General features: G+C 67.7%; 17 protein-coding genes. 4 read left to right on the forward strand and 13 right to left on the reverse strand.

Going from position 1 to position 14,506, the window contains the following annotated elements; all coding sequences use genetic code 11:
• Window positions 1–6 precede the first annotated feature (6 nt).
• The 11 genes from prfH to ACUTR7_RS28165 all read right to left on the reverse strand — a co-directional run bounded on the left by prfH (window position 7) and on the right by ACUTR7_RS28165 (window position 8,948).
• Window positions 7–606: a peptide chain release factor H gene (gene prfH / locus ACUTR7_RS28115; protein ID WP_239974454.1), complete on the reverse strand. Its 600-nt coding sequence runs from the start codon at window positions 604–606 to the stop codon at window positions 7–9.
• The gene (locus tag ACUTR7_RS28120) at window positions 597–1,751 is read right to left on the reverse strand and encodes an RNA ligase RtcB family protein (RefSeq protein ID WP_445610318.1); all 1,155 of its coding nucleotides are present in this window, start codon (window positions 1,749–1,751) and stop codon (window positions 597–599) included. The genes prfH and ACUTR7_RS28120 overlap by 10 nt, the downstream gene beginning before the upstream one ends.
• Before the next feature lie 397 nt (window positions 1,752–2,148).
• The gene (tolA, locus tag ACUTR7_RS28125; protein ID WP_445610319.1) at window positions 2,149–3,291 is read right to left on the reverse strand and encodes a cell envelope integrity protein TolA; all 1,143 of its coding nucleotides are present in this window, start codon (window positions 3,289–3,291) and stop codon (window positions 2,149–2,151) included.
• Between the two features lie 24 nt (window positions 3,292–3,315).
• On the reverse strand, window positions 3,316–3,741 hold the full coding sequence (locus ACUTR7_RS28130) for an ExbD/TolR family protein (protein WP_012204381.1): 426 nt from the start codon (window positions 3,739–3,741) through the stop codon (window positions 3,316–3,318).
• Window positions 3,742–3,771: 30 nt separating this feature from the next.
• Window positions 3,772–4,476 (reverse strand): protein TolQ, encoded by a 705-nt coding sequence (tolQ, locus tag ACUTR7_RS28135; RefSeq protein WP_012204382.1) that lies wholly within the window; start codon window positions 4,474–4,476, stop codon window positions 3,772–3,774.
• Window positions 4,473–4,889 (reverse strand): tol-pal system-associated acyl-CoA thioesterase, encoded by a 417-nt coding sequence (ybgC, locus tag ACUTR7_RS28140; protein ID WP_016450455.1) that lies wholly within the window; start codon window positions 4,887–4,889, stop codon window positions 4,473–4,475. Before ybgC ends, tolQ begins: the two co-directional genes overlap by 4 nt.
• Before the next feature lie 12 nt (window positions 4,890–4,901).
• Window positions 4,902–6,086: a pyridoxal phosphate-dependent aminotransferase gene (locus ACUTR7_RS28145; RefSeq protein WP_043796416.1), complete on the reverse strand. Its 1,185-nt coding sequence runs from the start codon at window positions 6,084–6,086 to the stop codon at window positions 4,902–4,904.
• A gap of 104 nt (window positions 6,087–6,190) precedes the next feature.
• Window positions 6,191–6,829, reverse strand: coding sequence for a transcription antitermination factor NusB (gene nusB, locus ACUTR7_RS28150; protein WP_445610320.1), 639 nt, complete (start codon window positions 6,827–6,829; stop codon window positions 6,191–6,193).
• The gene (ribH, locus tag ACUTR7_RS28155) at window positions 6,826–7,296 is read right to left on the reverse strand and encodes a 6,7-dimethyl-8-ribityllumazine synthase (RefSeq protein WP_012204386.1); all 471 of its coding nucleotides are present in this window, start codon (window positions 7,294–7,296) and stop codon (window positions 6,826–6,828) included. Before ribH ends, nusB begins: the two co-directional genes overlap by 4 nt.
• A 3-nt stretch (window positions 7,297–7,299) precedes the next feature.
• Window positions 7,300–8,421, reverse strand: a complete 1,122-nt coding sequence (gene ribBA, locus ACUTR7_RS28160) for a bifunctional 3,4-dihydroxy-2-butanone-4-phosphate synthase/GTP cyclohydrolase II (RefSeq protein WP_013803408.1) — start codon at window positions 8,419–8,421, stop codon at window positions 7,300–7,302.
• A gap of 212 nt (window positions 8,422–8,633) precedes the next feature.
• Window positions 8,634–8,948 (reverse strand): 2Fe-2S iron-sulfur cluster-binding protein, encoded by a 315-nt coding sequence (locus ACUTR7_RS28165; RefSeq protein WP_016450460.1) that lies wholly within the window; start codon window positions 8,946–8,948, stop codon window positions 8,634–8,636.
• 152 nt (window positions 8,949–9,100) lie between these two features.
• Between ACUTR7_RS28165 and ACUTR7_RS28170 the strand changes: the two genes are divergently transcribed.
• The 3 genes from ACUTR7_RS28170 to gshA all read left to right on the forward strand — a co-directional run bounded on the left by ACUTR7_RS28170 (window position 9,101) and on the right by gshA (window position 12,810).
• A complete protein-coding gene (locus ACUTR7_RS28170) occupies window positions 9,101–9,526 on the forward strand; it encodes a hypothetical protein (RefSeq protein ID WP_043823767.1) in 426 nt (141 codons plus the stop codon).
• Between the two features lie 575 nt (window positions 9,527–10,101).
• Entirely contained in the window at window positions 10,102–11,010 is a 909-nt protein-coding gene (locus ACUTR7_RS28175; protein WP_013803405.1) for an SDR family NAD(P)-dependent oxidoreductase, read from the forward strand.
• A 270-nt stretch (window positions 11,011–11,280) separates the two neighbouring features.
• Window positions 11,281–12,810, forward strand: a complete 1,530-nt coding sequence (gshA, locus tag ACUTR7_RS28180) for a glutamate--cysteine ligase (protein ID WP_445610321.1) — start codon at window positions 11,281–11,283, stop codon at window positions 12,808–12,810.
• 7 nt (window positions 12,811–12,817) lie between these two features.
• Here gshA and ACUTR7_RS28185 read toward each other — a convergent pair whose 3' ends face one another.
• Together ACUTR7_RS28185 and ACUTR7_RS28190 are read right to left on the reverse strand one after the other, a co-directional pair.
• The gene (locus ACUTR7_RS28185; protein WP_012204391.1) at window positions 12,818–13,030 is read right to left on the reverse strand and encodes an oxidoreductase-like domain-containing protein; all 213 of its coding nucleotides are present in this window, start codon (window positions 13,028–13,030) and stop codon (window positions 12,818–12,820) included.
• A 2-nt stretch (window positions 13,031–13,032) separates the two neighbouring features.
• Window positions 13,033–13,275: a hypothetical protein gene (locus tag ACUTR7_RS28190; RefSeq protein WP_043823769.1), complete on the reverse strand. Its 243-nt coding sequence runs from the start codon at window positions 13,273–13,275 to the stop codon at window positions 13,033–13,035.
• A 167-nt stretch (window positions 13,276–13,442) separates the two neighbouring features.
• On the opposite strand from ACUTR7_RS28190, the gene ylqF reads away from it, so the two are divergent.
• The gene (gene ylqF / locus ACUTR7_RS28195) at window positions 13,443–14,396 is read left to right on the forward strand and encodes a ribosome biogenesis GTPase YlqF (protein WP_012204393.1); all 954 of its coding nucleotides are present in this window, start codon (window positions 13,443–13,445) and stop codon (window positions 14,394–14,396) included.
• Window positions 14,397–14,506: the final 110 nt, after the last annotated feature.

Consider the following 14,506-nt stretch of genomic DNA (forward strand, 5'->3'; position numbering starts at 1 on the left):
GGGCGTTCAGGCGCGGAACACCTTCACGGGGCTGCCGCGCTCCACCTCCCAGTGCTGCTGGCTGCGCGTGCGCCGGGCCTGGCCCTCGCCCTGCGCGTTGAGGCGCGCCAGCTTCAGGGCCAGCAGCTCGCGCGCCAGCCGCTTGTTGGCGTGCTGGCTGCGCTCGCTCATGACCTTCACCGAGATCCCGCTGGGCACATGCAGGGCATGGACGGCGGAGTCCGTGGTGTTGACATGCTGGCCGCCCTTGCCCGAGGCCTTGCAGGCCTGGAAGACGATTTCGCCGTCTGCCGGCAATTGCCGGGGCGGCTCGCACTTCTGCACGGCAACAAACCAGTTCCTGCGCGGGTGGTGGGGGCGCAGGGGACTGTCGAAGACCCACTGGATGGTGCCCAGCCAGGCGCCCAGCGTGCCGTGAAGCAGGCCGGTGTCGCCCTCGCAGCGCAGCAGCACGGACTTGTAGCCGGCCGGCGTGGGTGTTTCCTCCAGCACGTCCACGGCGATGCCGCGCGCAGCGCAGTCGCGCAGCAGCTCGCGCAGGGTCAGGCGCACGGCATGCTCGCACTCGGCGGGGCCGTGGGATGCAGTCAGCTGGATCAGCAGCATTGCATGGCTCCCTTCTTGTAGGTCAGCAGGGGGCGCAGCCGCGCCACCAGTTGCACCAGGCCGGCTTCCTGCAGGCTGGCGACGACGGAGTCCACGTCCTTGTAGGCCTGGGGGGCCTCCTCGTAGACCAGTTCGCGGTCGGCGCAGACCACGGCGCTGCCGAATTTGGTGCGCAGCAGCTCGTCCAGCGTGAAGCGCGGGCGCAGGCGGCCCATGCAATCGGTGCGTGCCCACTTGCGGCCCGCGCCGTGTGCCAGCGAGTGCAGCGCCTCGTCACGCCCGGCCACGGGCCGCACAAGGTAGCTGTAGTCGCCGCGCGAACCCGGAATCACCACCAGCCCCTGGTCGGCCGGCGTGGCGCCCTTGCGGTGCAAAAAGCCGTCCTCGCCGCGCCAGTGGTGGGCGATCACGTGGTTGTGGGTGATGTCCAGCAGGGCCTGGCCGCGCGTGCGCAGGGCGCGCAGCAGGCGTGCCGCAATGCTGGCGCGGTTGAGCTGGGCGAAGGCGATGGCGGCCGCGTGCTGGCGCAGGTACTGCGTGGCGGCATCGCTGCTGGCTGCCAGGCCGTCGTGGCTGAAGGCTTCCACATGGGCGCGCAGGATGGCGCCGCCCAGCCCGCGCGAGCCGCTGTGCACCATGAGGTGCACGCGTTTCCTGTCGAGCGCGCCGTCCTCGTACAGCGTGTCCACCACCTGCAGTTCGGCAAAGTGGTTGCCGCCGCCAATGGTGCCCAGACTGTCCTGCAGATATGCCAGGTCGGCCACGCCGCTGGCCCGGGCGATGTGCTCCAGCTGCTGCATGTCCACGGCGTCCAGCAGCTCCTGGGGCAGGGGGCCGTCGATGTTGCCCACCGCCTTTTCCAGCTTGGGGGCCGAGGTCTTGTGCGCCGCCAGCTCCGTGCTGTACAGCGACATGCCGCAGCCGATGTCGCCGCCGACCAGGGCCGGGTAGAAGCGGCCCACGGAAAAGAAGGCTGCCCCTACCGGGTAGCCCCGGCCCGGGTGCAGGTCGGGCAGGCCCACGGCTGCGCGCATGCCGGCCAGGTTGCGGGCCGTTGTTTGAAGTTGTTGGATGGCGGCGTCTTCAATCCAGACGCCGCGGTTGGCGAACACCTCAATGTAGGTGTCCGAAAGGGAATTGCCCATGAATGGCTTTCGATCGAGTGCTTGGGGCACATTCCGGCAGATGCGGAATGCGCAATGGGCAGTCGCCGCAAGCTCGACGGACAGGCATCAGGAAAAGCGCACGCGCAGCCGAAAGCCGGGCCTCAGGGGGCCGGAAATCAGGTCTGCAGCGTGGCCTGGAGGCGCTAGGGCTTCAAGCGTGCACGACTGCAAAGGGACGTGTCGAATGGGACATGGGTTCTCTCCTTTGCGATGGTGGACGGGGGCCGCGAATGCGGCAAAGACAGGGATGCTAGGGACAAGCGGCCGGTGCCGCAAGCGAAGTCGCAGGCGCGTGGCGGATTGCATACAACGCAAGATGGAAAAAGCCCCGCAGGCAGGTACCGGCGGGGCTTTTTGATGAAGGGCCTGTGCCCGTTCAGTCCTGCGGGCGGAATCCGATGACCAGGTCCGAAGGAACGCGGCCATCGATGTCGCGCGGCAGCGTCTCGGTCTTTTGCAGCGCGCGGATGACGGCGTCGTCCCAGGCCTTGTTGCCGCTGGACTTGGCAATGGTGGCGCCGGTGATGGTGCCATCGGGTGCGGTGCGCACGCGCACCTCGGCCCGCGGATTGCCGCTGATGGCGTCCGGGTAGACGATGTTGGGCTTGACGCGTGCAGCCACCTTGGCGCCATAGCCGGCCGAGGGGCCTCCGGCCGAGCTGCCCGAGCCACCGCTCTTGCTGCCGCCTGCGCCTTCGCCGGCCGAGCCGCCGCTGCCGGCCAGGCCCTGCATGCGGCGGATGTTCTCCAGGCGGCGTGCCTCGGCTTCCTTGGCCTCGCGGGCTTCCTTGGCGGCCTGTTCCTTCTTGCGCTTGTCCTCGGCGGCCTTCTTCTCGGCTTCGGCCTTGGCGGCCTTTTCCTTGTCGGCCTTCTCGGCCTTCTCGCGCTCGGCCTTGTCCTTGGCGGCTTTTTCTTTGTCCGCCTTTTCCTTTTCGGCCTTGTCCTTCTTTTGCTGCTCCAGGCGGTCCTTGCGGTCCTGCTCGGCCTTGTCCTTTTTCTGCTGCTCGAGCTTGTCGCGGCGGTCCTTCTCGGCTCTTTCCGCCTTCTCGCGCTCGGCCTTGTCCTTGGCCGCCTTGTCGGCCTTTTCCTTGTCCAGGCGCTCCTGGCGTTCCTTCTCGCGCTGCTCACGGGCGGCCTGTTCGGCGCGCTCCTTCTTTTGCTGCTCGATCTTGCGCTTCTTCTCCAGCGCGATCTCGGCCTCGCGGTCGTCGTCCACGGCCTGCGGCTTGGGAGGTGGGGGCTGTGCAATCACGGGCGCGGGCGGCGGCGGTGGCGGCTGGGGAACAGGCTCGGGTGCAGGTGGCGGCGGTGGCGCAGGCACGGGCAGGGTGGGAGCGGGTGCGGCCGTGGACCAGAACTCGGCCTCGACCATGGGCTCGTCGGCCTGCTTCGGGGGGCGCACGGTCCACAGCATGGCGGCCACGAGCAGCCCGTGCGCTGCCGCGGCCAGGGCCCACGAGCGCGTGCGGCCGCGCGTGCGCGGCGGTGCGAACTGGTCGTGGTCTTGCAGGTTGGGCATGGAATCGAAGGCGGGCGGCGCTGCTTACTGGGAGGACTTGACGCCGAAGGCCACGCGCTTGACGCCGGCCGACTGCAGGGCCGACATGGCGGCCATCACGGTCTCGAAGGGCAGCTTCTTGTCCGCCGAAATCAGCACGGCGCTGTCGTCGCTTTGCTGGTCCTGCCAGCTCCTGGCGGCTGCGCCCAGCTCCTTGAGCGTGACGGTCTTGTCGGTGCTGCCGGCCTTGATGCGGATGCCGCCGTCCTTGTCGATCATCACGTCGGCGCGCTTCGGGGGCGTGCGCGCGGCCTTGCCGGCGCTGGGCACGTTGATGGAGCCCGGCGTGAGCATGGGGGCCGTCACCATGAAGATGATGAGCAGCACCAGCATCACGTCGATGAAGGGCACCATGTTGATCTCGTTGACGGTGCGGCGGCTGCGGCCGCCGCGCGAGGCTACTGCGGGCATGTGCTCACTCCTTGCTGGCTTTGAGCGACTTCAATGGCCGGACGGGGTGCTGGAGCCGGTCGCACCCACGTTGCGCTGCAGGATGTTGGAGAACTCTTCGATGAAGGTTTCCTGCTGGCTGGCCACGCGGTCGATCTGGTGGGCATAGCGGTTGTAGGCCGTGACGGCCGGGATGGCGGCGAACAGGCCCATGGCCGTGGCCACCAGCGCCTCGGCAATGCCGGGGGCCACGGTGGCCAGCGTGATCTGCTCCATGTTGGCAAAGCCGGTGAAGGCGTGCATCACGCCCCAGACGGTGCCGAACAGGCCGATGTAGGGAGAGACCGAACCCACGGTGCCCAGGAAGGACAGGCCCGACTCGACCTCGTCCATCTCGCGCTGGAAGCTGGCGCGCATGGCGCGGCGCGTGCCGTCCATCAACTGGTTCACATCGGCGATGCGGCGCTCGCGCAGCTTCTGGTACTCGCGCATGCCGCTGGCGAAGATGCGTTCCATGGGGCCGCCCTGCTTGGCGTGGTGAGCGGCCGAGGCATAGAGATCGTTGAGGCTGGTGCCCGACCAGAAGTCCTGCTCGAAGCCGTCGTTGAGCGAGCGCACGCGCTTCAAGGTCTGCGACTTGCGGAAGATGGTGGCCCAGCTGGCCACCGAGGCGCCCACGAGGATCAGCATGACCAGCTGCACGACCCAGCTGGCCTGCAGCACGAGGCTGAGTATGGACATGTCATGGGAGTTCATGAGAGTTGCTCCAGGATGCGGTTCGGAATTCTTGCGGGGCGCATGGTCGAGCCATCCACCCATCCAATGCGGATCGTGCCTTCGCACAACAGGGGCGGCGGCGCATTGCCATCGCCGGCGGATGCCAGCAGCGCCTGCTGCCGTATTGTCAGCGAAGCGCGCCCGCTGCTTTGCAGCTCGGCGGTAACAAGGAGTTGGTCATCGAGCCGGGCCGCCCGCAGGTATTGCAGCTGGGCCTGGGTTACGACAAACATGCCGCCCGTTTGTTCCCGCAACTGCTGCTGGCCTATGCCCAGGGCGCGCAGCCACTCGGTGCGGGCACGCTCGAAGAACTTCAGATAGTTGGCGTAGAACACGATGCCGCCGGCATCGGTGTCCTCCCAGTAGACGCGGATGGGAAATTCGAAGGCCATGTGCGGCGGCCCTCAGGCCAGCAGGCGCTGCAGGCGGCGCACGGCCTCCTGCAGCTGTTCCATGGAGTTGGCCGTGGAAAAGCGCACGAAGTCGGCGGTCTCGAACGTGCCGAAGTCGCGGCCCGGCGTGATGGCCAGGTGGGCGCGCTCCATGACGGCGTAGGCAAAGTCCCAGCTGCCCTGGACGCCAAGCTTGGCGGCAGCCGCACGGCAGTCGGCCCAGGCGTAGAAGGCGCCGTCGGGCTGCACGGGCACGGGCAGGCCCAGGGCCTCGAGCGCAGGGATGAAGAAGTCGCGCCGGGCCTTGAATTCGGCGCGGCGGCGCTCGTACTCGGCAATGGACTCGGGCTCGAAGCAGGCCAGGGCGGCGCGCTGCGAGACGGTGCTGGCGCAGATGAAGAGGTTCTGCGCCACGCGCTCGACCACGGGCACCATGGCCTCGGGCACCACCATCCAGCCCAGGCGCCAGCCCGTCATGTTGAAGTACTTGCTGAAGCTGTTGATGCTGATCACGTCCTCGCCCAGCGCCAGCGCGGTCTGGCCGAAGGCGTCGTCATGCGACAGGCCCAGGTAGATCTCGTCGATGATGGTCAGCCCGCCCCGGGCGCGCACCACGTCGAGGATGCGGCGCAGCTCGGCCGGCGCAATCGAGGTGCCCGTGGGATTGGAGGGCGAGGCCAGCAGCACGCCGCGCGTGTGCTCGTTCCAGGCGGCCTCGACCTTGTCGGCGCTCAGCTGGTAGCGCTCGGCCGCCGTGGTCGGCACCATCACGGCCCGGCCTTCGGCTGCGCTCACGAAGTGGCGGTTGCAGGGATAGCTGGGGTCGGGCATGAGGATTTCGTCGCCCGCGTCGATGGTCGCCAGGCAGGCCAGCTGCAGCGCGGCCGAGGCGCCGGCCGTGACCACGATGCGCCGCGCCGGCACATCCACGCCGAAGCGCTGCGCATACCAGTGGCTGATGCGCTCGCGCAGCTGGGGCAGGCCCAGGGCCGGCGTGTACTGCGTGGCGCCGTCCTGCACGGCGCGCGCTGCGGCCTCCTGCACCAGCGGGGGGGCGGTGAAGTCGGGCTCGCCGATGTTCAGGAAGATCATCGGCGTGTCGCTGTCCGCGCAGCCGCGCGCCATCTCCTGCGCCGCCTTGGCGATCTCCATCACGTAAAAGGGCTCAATGCGGTCGGCGCGGGTCGAAAACTTCATGACGGGTGAAATCCTGGAAGAGGCGCCCGCGCCCGGCAGGCGCGGGCGGGCCATGGATGGCCGGATGCGGCGGGGCCTGTGCCCCGAAGACCCGAGGCGCGGCGTCAGCCGGCGGCCTTGTCGGCAGCGTCGTCTGCTGCTGCGTCCGTGGCGGCATCTGCTGCCGCGTCGTTGGCCGTGTCTGCCTTGGCGGCGGCGGGCTGCGCGGGCGCGGAGCCCTTGCCCGCACGGTCATGCTCGACTTCGGCCGCGCGCAGCGTGGGCGCCAGGCCGTTGAGCACGGCGTTCACGTATTTGTGGCCGTCGGTGCCGCCGAATTCCTTGGCCAGCTCGATGCACTCGTTGAGCACCACGCGCCAGGGCACGTCGGGGCAGTGCTGGAATTCATACACGCCGATCCACATGCTGGCGTGCTCGATGGGCGAGATCTCGGCCATGGTGCGGTCCAGCTTGGGGGCGATCAGCGCGTCCAGGTCCACCTGGGAGTTGATGCAGCCGCGCAGCAGCGCGTCGTAGTGCACCGAGTCGGCCTTGTGAAAGCCGGACAGGTCGCGCGTGAAGCGGTCGATGGCCTCCACGTCGTTGCCGCCCACCAGGTGCTGGTACAGCGCCTGCAGCGCGAATTCACGCGCGCGGCTGCGGTTGGACTTGGAGGCGGCCTTGCGCGCGCCGGTGCTGGTCAGGCCGCCGCGGCTTTGGCGGGGAGGGCGGCCCGAGGCCGGTGTGGATTGTTCGTCGCTCATGTTCGGGCTATGGTTTGGAGCAGGTTGGCCATCTCCACGGCGACCCGGGCCGCGTCGCGTCCCTTTTCGGTCTGGCGCGCGATGGCCTGCTCCGTGTTCTCGGTGGTGATGATCGCGTTGGCGATCGGCAGCTGGTAGTCCAGGGCCAGGCGCGTGACACCCGCGCCCGATTCGTTGGCCACCAGCTCGAAGTGGTATGTCTCCCCACGGATGATGCAGCCCAGCGCCACCAGGGCGTCGTACCGGTCGGACTCGGCCATCGCCTGCAGCGCCACGGGCACTTCCAGGGCGCCGGGCACGGTGACGTGGTCGATGTTTCCGGCCTGCACGCCCAGGGCCAGCAGCTCTTCGCGGCAGGCCTGGGTCAGGCTGTTGGTGATGCTTTCATTGAAGCGGGCCTGGACGATGCCGACGCGCAGCTGCGCGCCGTCGAGGTTCTGGGCCTGGCCCTTTTCTGCGTTCAACATTTCTTATTCCTTGGGGATGTAGCCGCTGATTTCGAGGCCGTAGCCGGCCATGCTGGGCAAGCGGCGCGGCTGGCCCATGAGCTGCATGCGCTGCACGCCGCATTCGCGCAGGATCTGCGCGCCCACGCCATAGGTGCGCAGGTCCATGCGGCCGCGCTCGGGGGCCTGGGCGGCACGGGCGCTGCCGTCGAACTGGGCCATCAGCTGGTCGCCGGTCTCGCCGCAGTTGAGCAGCACGGCCACGCCGTGGCCCTGGCGGGCGATGTATTCGAGGCTGGAGTCCAGGCTCCAGGAATGCAGGGTGCGGCCGGTCTCCAGCGCATCCAGCACGGACAGCGGCTCATGCACGCGCACGGGCACGGGGGTGTCGGCTTCCCACTGGCCCTTGACCAGGGCCAGGTGCACGGATTGGCTGGGCAGGTCGCGGAAGGCATGGGCGATGAACTCGCCATGCGCCGTCTGCAGCGGGCGCGTGCCGACCTTGCTGAGCAGGGATTCGTTGCGGCTGCGGTACTGGATCAGGTCGGCAATGGTGCCGATCTTCAGGCCGTGCTCGGCAGCGAACAGCTGCAGGTCGGGCAGGCGGGCCATGGTGCCGTCGTCCTTCATGATCTCGCAGATCACGGCGGCGGGGCTGCAGCCGGCCAGGGCGGCGAAGTCGCAGCCAGCCTCGGTATGGCCGGCGCGCATGAGCACGCCGCCGTCGACGGCCTGCAGCGGGAAGATGTGGCCGGGCTGGACCAGATCCGTGGGCTTGGAGTCCTTGGCCACGGCGGCCTGCACGGTGCGCGCGCGGTCGGCTGCGGAAATGCCGGTGGTCACGCCCTCGGCCGCTTCGATGGAGACGGTGAAGGCCGTGCTGTACACAGTGCCGTTGCGCGCGGCCATGGGCGGCAGCTTCAGGTATTCGCAGCGCTCGCGCGTGAGCGTCAGGCAGATCAGGCCGCGGCCGAAGCGCGCCATGAAGTTGATCGCCTCGGGCGTGACATGGTCGGCGGCCAGCACCAGGTCGCCTTCGTTCTCGCGGTCTTCCTCATCGACGAGGATGACCATGCGGCCCGCGCGCATGTCGGCAATGATGTCTTCCACCGGCGAGATGGGCACGGGGGACGTGGAGTTGTTCATGGAGTGCCTTCTGGAGGAGCCGGGTCGTGCGGACAGGGCGCGGCACACGCGCCGGCTCCCTCGGCCTGGCAGGCGTCAGAAGTGGGCTTCCAAAGAACGTGTGGCGCGGCGCAGCCGCTGTCGGCAATCGGCATGACCCGGAATGACCTTGCGAAAGCGCACATTCTATTCCAGCGGCCATCGGCCGCAGGCGGCGCGGGCTTTGGCCGGATTCAGGGGCCGGGGTCCTGCAGCACCACATCGCCTTCGGGATAGGCGATGCAGGGCAGCACGCAGCCCTCGGCCCGTTCCTCGCGCGTCACGCCCGGCCATTCGATCTCGTAGCGCACGCTGCCCGAGACCAGCTGCCCGATGCAGGTGCGGCAGGTGCCGTTGCGGCAGGAACTGGGCCAGTCCACGCCGCCCTGCTCCAGCGAATGCAGCAGCGGCTGGTCGGCCCAGGCATCGACCTGCAGGCCGCTGGGCGTGAGGCGGGCTGTGAAGAAGGGCGGGGAAAAAGGGGAGGAGGCGGGGGAATCCTGGCTCATGGTTATCAAGGGGGAATCAGGGGGGATCAGCAATTCGGTGGGGCGAAGGGTGTTTGTACCCTGTCTCGGGCCATGTCTGGCGCCAGGGGGCTGGGTTGGGGTGGGTCTCCCGGACAGCGGTCAGCGGTCGGCGGTGCGCTAGGCTTGGCGCCATGCATATCAAGCCCTACCTCCTGCCTGTGGTTGTTTTCCTGCTGGTCGGTCCCGGTGTGGGCGTGCTGACCGTGATGCTTCTGGGTGCGGACGGTGTGCCGTCCCTTTCGGTGAACTGGCTGCTCGTCCTGTTTGGCTATGGCATAGGAGCTGTTCCTGCCGCTTTGGCGGGGGTGATCTATGTGGTCGGCTGGCCTCTCAGGGGCCTGCTCCAGGTACTGAGCACCAGGGAGTTCGGCGCCGTGCTGGGTGCGGTGAGCGGTGTCGCTGCGCTGGCGGCATGCTTTGCAGCGACCTCCGGCACGCCGTTTCCCAGATCCCTCAGCGTCTATGTCTTTCCCCTGGTTGCCGGTGCCGTCTGCGGGGCGCTTGCAGCGCATGCGCGAGATGAGGCCTGTGAGGGGAGCGGGTCGCAAGGCGTTTGAACGCGTCCGGCTGTGAAGCACAGGTTTGCCTGTTTTTTGAGCAATTGGCAGGCTTGTTTGACAAATCAATGACTTATGTTGCGAATTTGGCATTTTTGGCGGCTTGTCCACATGCTTGTCCAGTCCGAATGGGGGTAAATGCGTACATGCGGGTTGCGCGGTGGATAAGCGGGACGCGGCCCGAAAATCCGGGGTCTTCTGCCTGTTTTTTAAGCAGGTTGCATGTTTTCCTTTTGAATCAATGGCTTATGTGGCTTATCCCGCCTGCTGTGAAAGTTGTTCACAAGATTGTTCAGGGTGAGACGGGATAAGTCGGGCAGACGACTTGTGGATTTGATTAAAAAATAGGCAAAAGAAAAAAATCCATTCAAAACAACCGCTTGGGTCACCAGTCCCGAGCCAGCACATGGTTGTCCACAGGCTTGTCACGCAATGGTGGGGACAAGGCTGGCGGGCCTGCCGCAGTCGCTTGGGCAACCGGAATGAAGGCGGCGTCCGTCTACATTGCTGGGTGACCGGCGCCTTGCCATCCGGCGGGCGGAGCCGGCATCCAATGCAACAAAGGGAGCATCTCCATGGCGATTGAGTTTGAAGGCCGCGTGGCCATCGTGACGGGGGCCGGCGGCGGCCTGGGGCGTCTGCATGCGCTGGCGCTGGCGGCGCGCGGCGCCAAGGTGCTGGTCAATGATCTGGGCGGCGCGGTCGATGGCAGCGGCGGCTCGGCCACGGCGGCCCAGGCCGTGGTGGACGAGATCCGCGCGGCGGGCGGCCAGGCGCTGGCCAACGGCGCATCGGTCACCGATTTCGCGGCCGTGCAGGCCATGGTGCAGCAGGCCGTCGATGCCTGGGGCCGCGTGGACATCCTGGTCAACAACGCCGGCATCCTGCGCGACAAGAGCTTCGCCAAGATGGACATGGATGATTTCCGCTTGGTGGTGGAAGTGCACCTGATGGGCGCCGCGCATTGCTGCAAGGCCGTGTGGCCGCACATGCAGGCGCAGAACTACGGGCGCATCGTGATGACCACCTCGTCCACGGGCCTGTATGGCAACTTCGGCCAGGCCAACTACGGCGCGGCCAAGCTGGCCCAGGTCGGCCTCATGCAGACGCTGGCCATCGAAGGCGCCAAGCACGGCATCCATGTGAATGCGCTGGCCCCCACGGCGGCCACCCGCATGACCGAAGGCCTGATGCCCGAGGCCGTGCTGGCCGCCCTCAAGCCCGAGGCCGTGGTGCCCGCCATGCTGGTGCTGGCCCACGAAAGTGCGCCCACACGTACCACGCTGTGCGCAGGCGCGGGCGGCTTCGAGGCGGCCTTCATCACGCTGACCGAAGGCGTGTATCTGGGCCAGGGCGATCAGGTTCCGGAGCAACTGGCGGCGCAACTGGCCCAGGTGCTGGACCGCAGCGGCGAACAGGTGCCCGCCAGCGGCGCCGCGCAGGGCACGCTGGAAGTGGGCAAGGCCATGGCCGCTGCCCGTTGATGAAGCGGGGGCCGGCAAGTGATTTCACCGCTGGCCGGCCTGCCCTTGCCCGGCGTCAAGGCAGGGCCGGCCGTGAGGGCGAAACTCTGACATATTCCTTTCGCTCGCGGCGGTGCCATGCGGGGCAACAGGCCAAAACGCGTGGTTAAGCGGACAGGCACCATCGCGTTTCCTGCCGTTTCTCTATCATTCGGCGTCCGGGTCGGGTCCGCCGGGAATCCTGGTGGTTTCCGTGTGGGCCGGTGCCCATCAACGAATCGGTAAACAAGAATGAAAACATCGCAGGCATCCATGGCGGTTCCCGATCCCCAGCGGCTCAAGGGCATACGCCGTGGCATAGAAAAGGAGGGCCTGCGCGTGCTGCCTTCCGGCAGCCTGGCGCTGACGCCGCATCCCCTGGCACTGGGCTCGGCGCTCACGCATCCGCACATCACCACCGACTACAGCGAATCGCAGATCGAGCTGATCACGGGCGCGCGCCTGGGCGTGCAGGAATGCCTGGACGAGCTGGTGCAGATCCACCAGTTCGTGCTGCGCAGCCTGCGCGATGCGGGCGGCGAGATGCTGTGGTCGTCCAGCATGCCCTGCCAGCTGCCCACGGACGAGACGATTCCGCTGGCGCGCTATGGCTCCTCGCATTCGGGCCGATCCAAGAGCGTGTACCGCATGGGCCTGGGCCATCGCTATGGCCGGCGCATGCAGACCATCTCGGGCATCCACTACAACTGGTCGCTGCCCGGCGTGGCCAGCGAGCAGTATTTCTCGCTGATCCGCAACTTCCGGCGCCATGCCTTCGTGCTGCTGTATCTGTACGGCGCATCGCCCGCGCTGTGTCCCTGTTTCGTCGAGGGGCGCGAGCATGGCCTGAAGCCGCTGGGCAATACGGGCCAGGCGCTGTACCTGCCCCATGCCACCTCGCTGCGCATGGGCCGCCTGGGCTACCAGAGCGATGCGCAGGCCAGCATCAACGTCAGCTACAACGGCCTGGAAGGCTATGCGAATTCGCTGCATGAGGCGCTGACCCATCCCTACCCGGCCTACGAGATGCTGGGCGTGCGCAATCCGGGCGGCGACTACAACCAGCTGGGCACGGGTCTGCTGCAGATCGAGAACGAGTTCTACGGCACCATCCGCCCCAAGCGCACCGTCAGCCGTGGCGAGCGCCCGCTGCATGCCCTGCGCGAGCGCGGCGTGGAGTATGTGGAAGTGCGCCTGATGGACCTCGATCCCTTCGAGGATGTGGGCATTGCCGCCCCCACCATGCGCATGCTGGACGTGTTCCTGCTGCACTGCCTGAATGCCGACAGCCCGCCCGATACGCCGGCCGAGATCGCCGAACTCAAGCACAACCAGCACCTGACCGCCGAGCGTGGCCGCGAGCCCGGCCTGCAACTGGTGCGCGCGGGCCGCGAGGTGCCGCTGCGCGACTGGGCCCATGAAGTGCTGGACCAGTGCCGCCCCTATGCCCAGGCGCTGGACAGCACGCACGGCACGCACGATTACAGTGCCGCGCTGGCCCAGGCGCTGGAGCGCCTGGAGCATCCGGAGCGCACGCCGTCGGCCCATGTGCTGGGCGAGCTGACGGGCGAGTACGGCAACAGCTTCTCGCGCTTCACGCTGGCCCGTTCCGAGAAGGCCCGCGATTCGCTGCTGGCCCTGCCCTGGAGCCAGGCGCAGCAGCAGCGCTTCGAGCAATGGTCGGCGCAGTCCGTGCAGGACCAGCGCGACATCGAGGCCGCAGACACGCTGTCCTTCGAGGAATGGCGCCTGCGCTACATGTCGCCCGAGAACCTGCGCTGACCGTGCCTCAGCCAGGTCCGCCGCTCAGGGCCTGGCCTGCATCCTCGCACCAGAACAGCACGGCGTCGTAGAAGCCTTCCCAGACGCAGCCGTTGCAGCCGCGGCCGCAGCAACTGGTGGGCTGGGGCGGCGCCGGGCGCAGTGCAATGCCTGCAGCCTGGGCGCGCTGCTGCCAAAGCCCGATCTGCGACAGCGCCTGCTCCAGCGGGCCCTGCACCATGCTCAGCGCCGCGCCTTGCTGCGGCGCACCACAAACAGCACGATGAAGGCCGTGCCCAGCAGCAGGGCGAACCAGCCGACCAGGTACGACTGGGCCATCATCTGCACGATGCCCCCGGGTGCCATGAACTGCGGCGCCAGCAGAATCACCAGGCCGATCACGGCGCAGGTCACTCCCTTGATCAACAGTTCGATGTCGGCCTTGCGCGAGGCGGAGCGGGAAGAGGGGGTATCGGGCAAGGACATAGGCAGTGAGGCGGGGCGTAAAAGCGGGGGACAATTGCGGCTTGCGCAAGAAAGAATGAAGCCTGCGGTTTGCGCTGGGGCGCAGCGCGCTGTTCCATCCTGTCTGCGCAAGCCATGAATTATCCTTGCGCCCCTGCCAGTTCCCCCGTTTCCCAGAAAGTAATCCCATGGCCATACAGTGGTTCCCCGGTCACATGAATCTCACGCGCAAGGTGATCACCGAGCGCGTCAAGGAAATCGATGTGGTCATCGAAGTGCTGGATGCGCGCCTGCCGGGGTCGAGCAGCAACCCGCTGCTGCAGGAGCTGACGGGCCACAAGCCGCGCCTGCAGGTGCTCAACAAGCAGGACCTGGCCGATGCCGCGCGCACGCCGCTGTGGCTGGACTGGTACAACGCCCAGAGCGACACGCGCGCCATTGCGCTGGACGCCTCCGAGCCCGCGCCCACGCGCCGGCTGATCGAGGCCTGCAAGCTGCTGGCCCCCAACCGTGGCGGCATGGCCAAGCCCATGCGCGTGCTGATCTGCGGCATTCCCAACGTGGGCAAGTCCACGCTGATCAACTCCATGAGCGGCAAGCGGCAGGCCAAGACGGGGGACGAGGCCGGCATCACCAAGCTGGAGCAGCGCATCGTGCTGGCCGACGACTTCTACCTCTGGGACACGCCCGGCATGCTGTGGCCGCGCATCATCGTCGAGCAAAGCGGCTACAACCTGGCCGCCAGCGGCGCCGTGGGCCGCAACGCCTATGACGAGGAACTGGTGGCGCTGGAGCTGCTGGGCTATCTGCAGAAGAACTACGCGGACCTGCTGGAGGCGCGCTACAAGCTGGGCCTGGACAACGAACGCATTGCCGCCCTGCATGACGACGAGCTGCTGGACGCCATCGGCCGGCGCCGCGGCGCCATGATGAGCGGCGGACGTGTCAATCTGCAAAAAGCTGCCGAGCTGGTGCTCACGGATTTCCGCGGAGCAATCCTGGGCCGCATCACGCTGGAGACGCCCGACGAATACGCGCAGTGGCTGGCCGTGGGCCAGGAACGCGATGCCGAGCGCCAGGCCCGCAAGGACGCCAGCAAGGCGCGCAAGCGCCCCCCGCGCGAGCGCAAAAGCGCGCCCTGAGGCACCGCCGGCTGGCGCCGGCATACCCCGTTTGGTGCAAGAGAGCGTCCGACCGGGGCGGTGGCACAACCACCACAGCCGCAGGCGGCGCCGACCGCTAGCATGTTGAG

The organism is Delftia sp. NA_296.1 (assembly GCF_052692095.1).

Coding starts and splice junctions, on each gene's coding strand:
- ylqF (WP_012204393.1), top strand. CDS start 13,443: ATGGCCATACAGTGGTTCCCCGGTCACATGAATCTCACGCGCAAGGTG.
- ybgC (WP_016450455.1), bottom strand. CDS start 4,889: ATGGCCTTCGAATTTCCCATCCGCGTCTACTGGGAGGACACCGATGCC.
- ACUTR7_RS28190 (WP_043823769.1), bottom strand. CDS start 13,275: ATGTCCTTGCCCGATACCCCCTCTTCCCGCTCCGCCTCGCGCAAGGCC.
- ACUTR7_RS28170 (WP_043823767.1), top strand. CDS start 9,101: ATGCATATCAAGCCCTACCTCCTGCCTGTGGTTGTTTTCCTGCTGGTC.
- ACUTR7_RS28120 (WP_445610318.1), bottom strand. CDS start 1,751: ATGGGCAATTCCCTTTCGGACACCTACATTGAGGTGTTCGCCAACCGC.
- prfH (WP_239974454.1), bottom strand. CDS start 606: ATGCTGCTGATCCAGCTGACTGCATCCCACGGCCCCGCCGAGTGCGAG.
- ACUTR7_RS28165 (WP_016450460.1), bottom strand. CDS start 8,948: ATGAGCCAGGATTCCCCCGCCTCCTCCCCTTTTTCCCCGCCCTTCTTC.
- tolA (WP_445610319.1), bottom strand. CDS start 3,291: ATGCCCAACCTGCAAGACCACGACCAGTTCGCACCGCCGCGCACGCGC.
- gshA (WP_445610321.1), top strand. CDS start 11,281: ATGAAAACATCGCAGGCATCCATGGCGGTTCCCGATCCCCAGCGGCTC.
- ACUTR7_RS28175 (WP_013803405.1), top strand. CDS start 10,102: ATGGCGATTGAGTTTGAAGGCCGCGTGGCCATCGTGACGGGGGCCGGC.
- nusB (WP_445610320.1), bottom strand. CDS start 6,829: ATGAGCGACGAACAATCCACACCGGCCTCGGGCCGCCCTCCCCGCCAA.
- ACUTR7_RS28130 (WP_012204381.1), bottom strand. CDS start 3,741: ATGCCCGCAGTAGCCTCGCGCGGCGGCCGCAGCCGCCGCACCGTCAAC.
- ACUTR7_RS28145 (WP_043796416.1), bottom strand. CDS start 6,086: ATGAAGTTTTCGACCCGCGCCGACCGCATTGAGCCCTTTTACGTGATG.
- ribH (WP_012204386.1), bottom strand. CDS start 7,296: ATGTTGAACGCAGAAAAGGGCCAGGCCCAGAACCTCGACGGCGCGCAG.
- ACUTR7_RS28185 (WP_012204391.1), bottom strand. CDS start 13,030: ATGGTGCAGGGCCCGCTGGAGCAGGCGCTGTCGCAGATCGGGCTTTGG.
- ribBA (WP_013803408.1), bottom strand. CDS start 8,421: ATGAACAACTCCACGTCCCCCGTGCCCATCTCGCCGGTGGAAGACATC.
- tolQ (WP_012204382.1), bottom strand. CDS start 4,476: ATGAACTCCCATGACATGTCCATACTCAGCCTCGTGCTGCAGGCCAGC.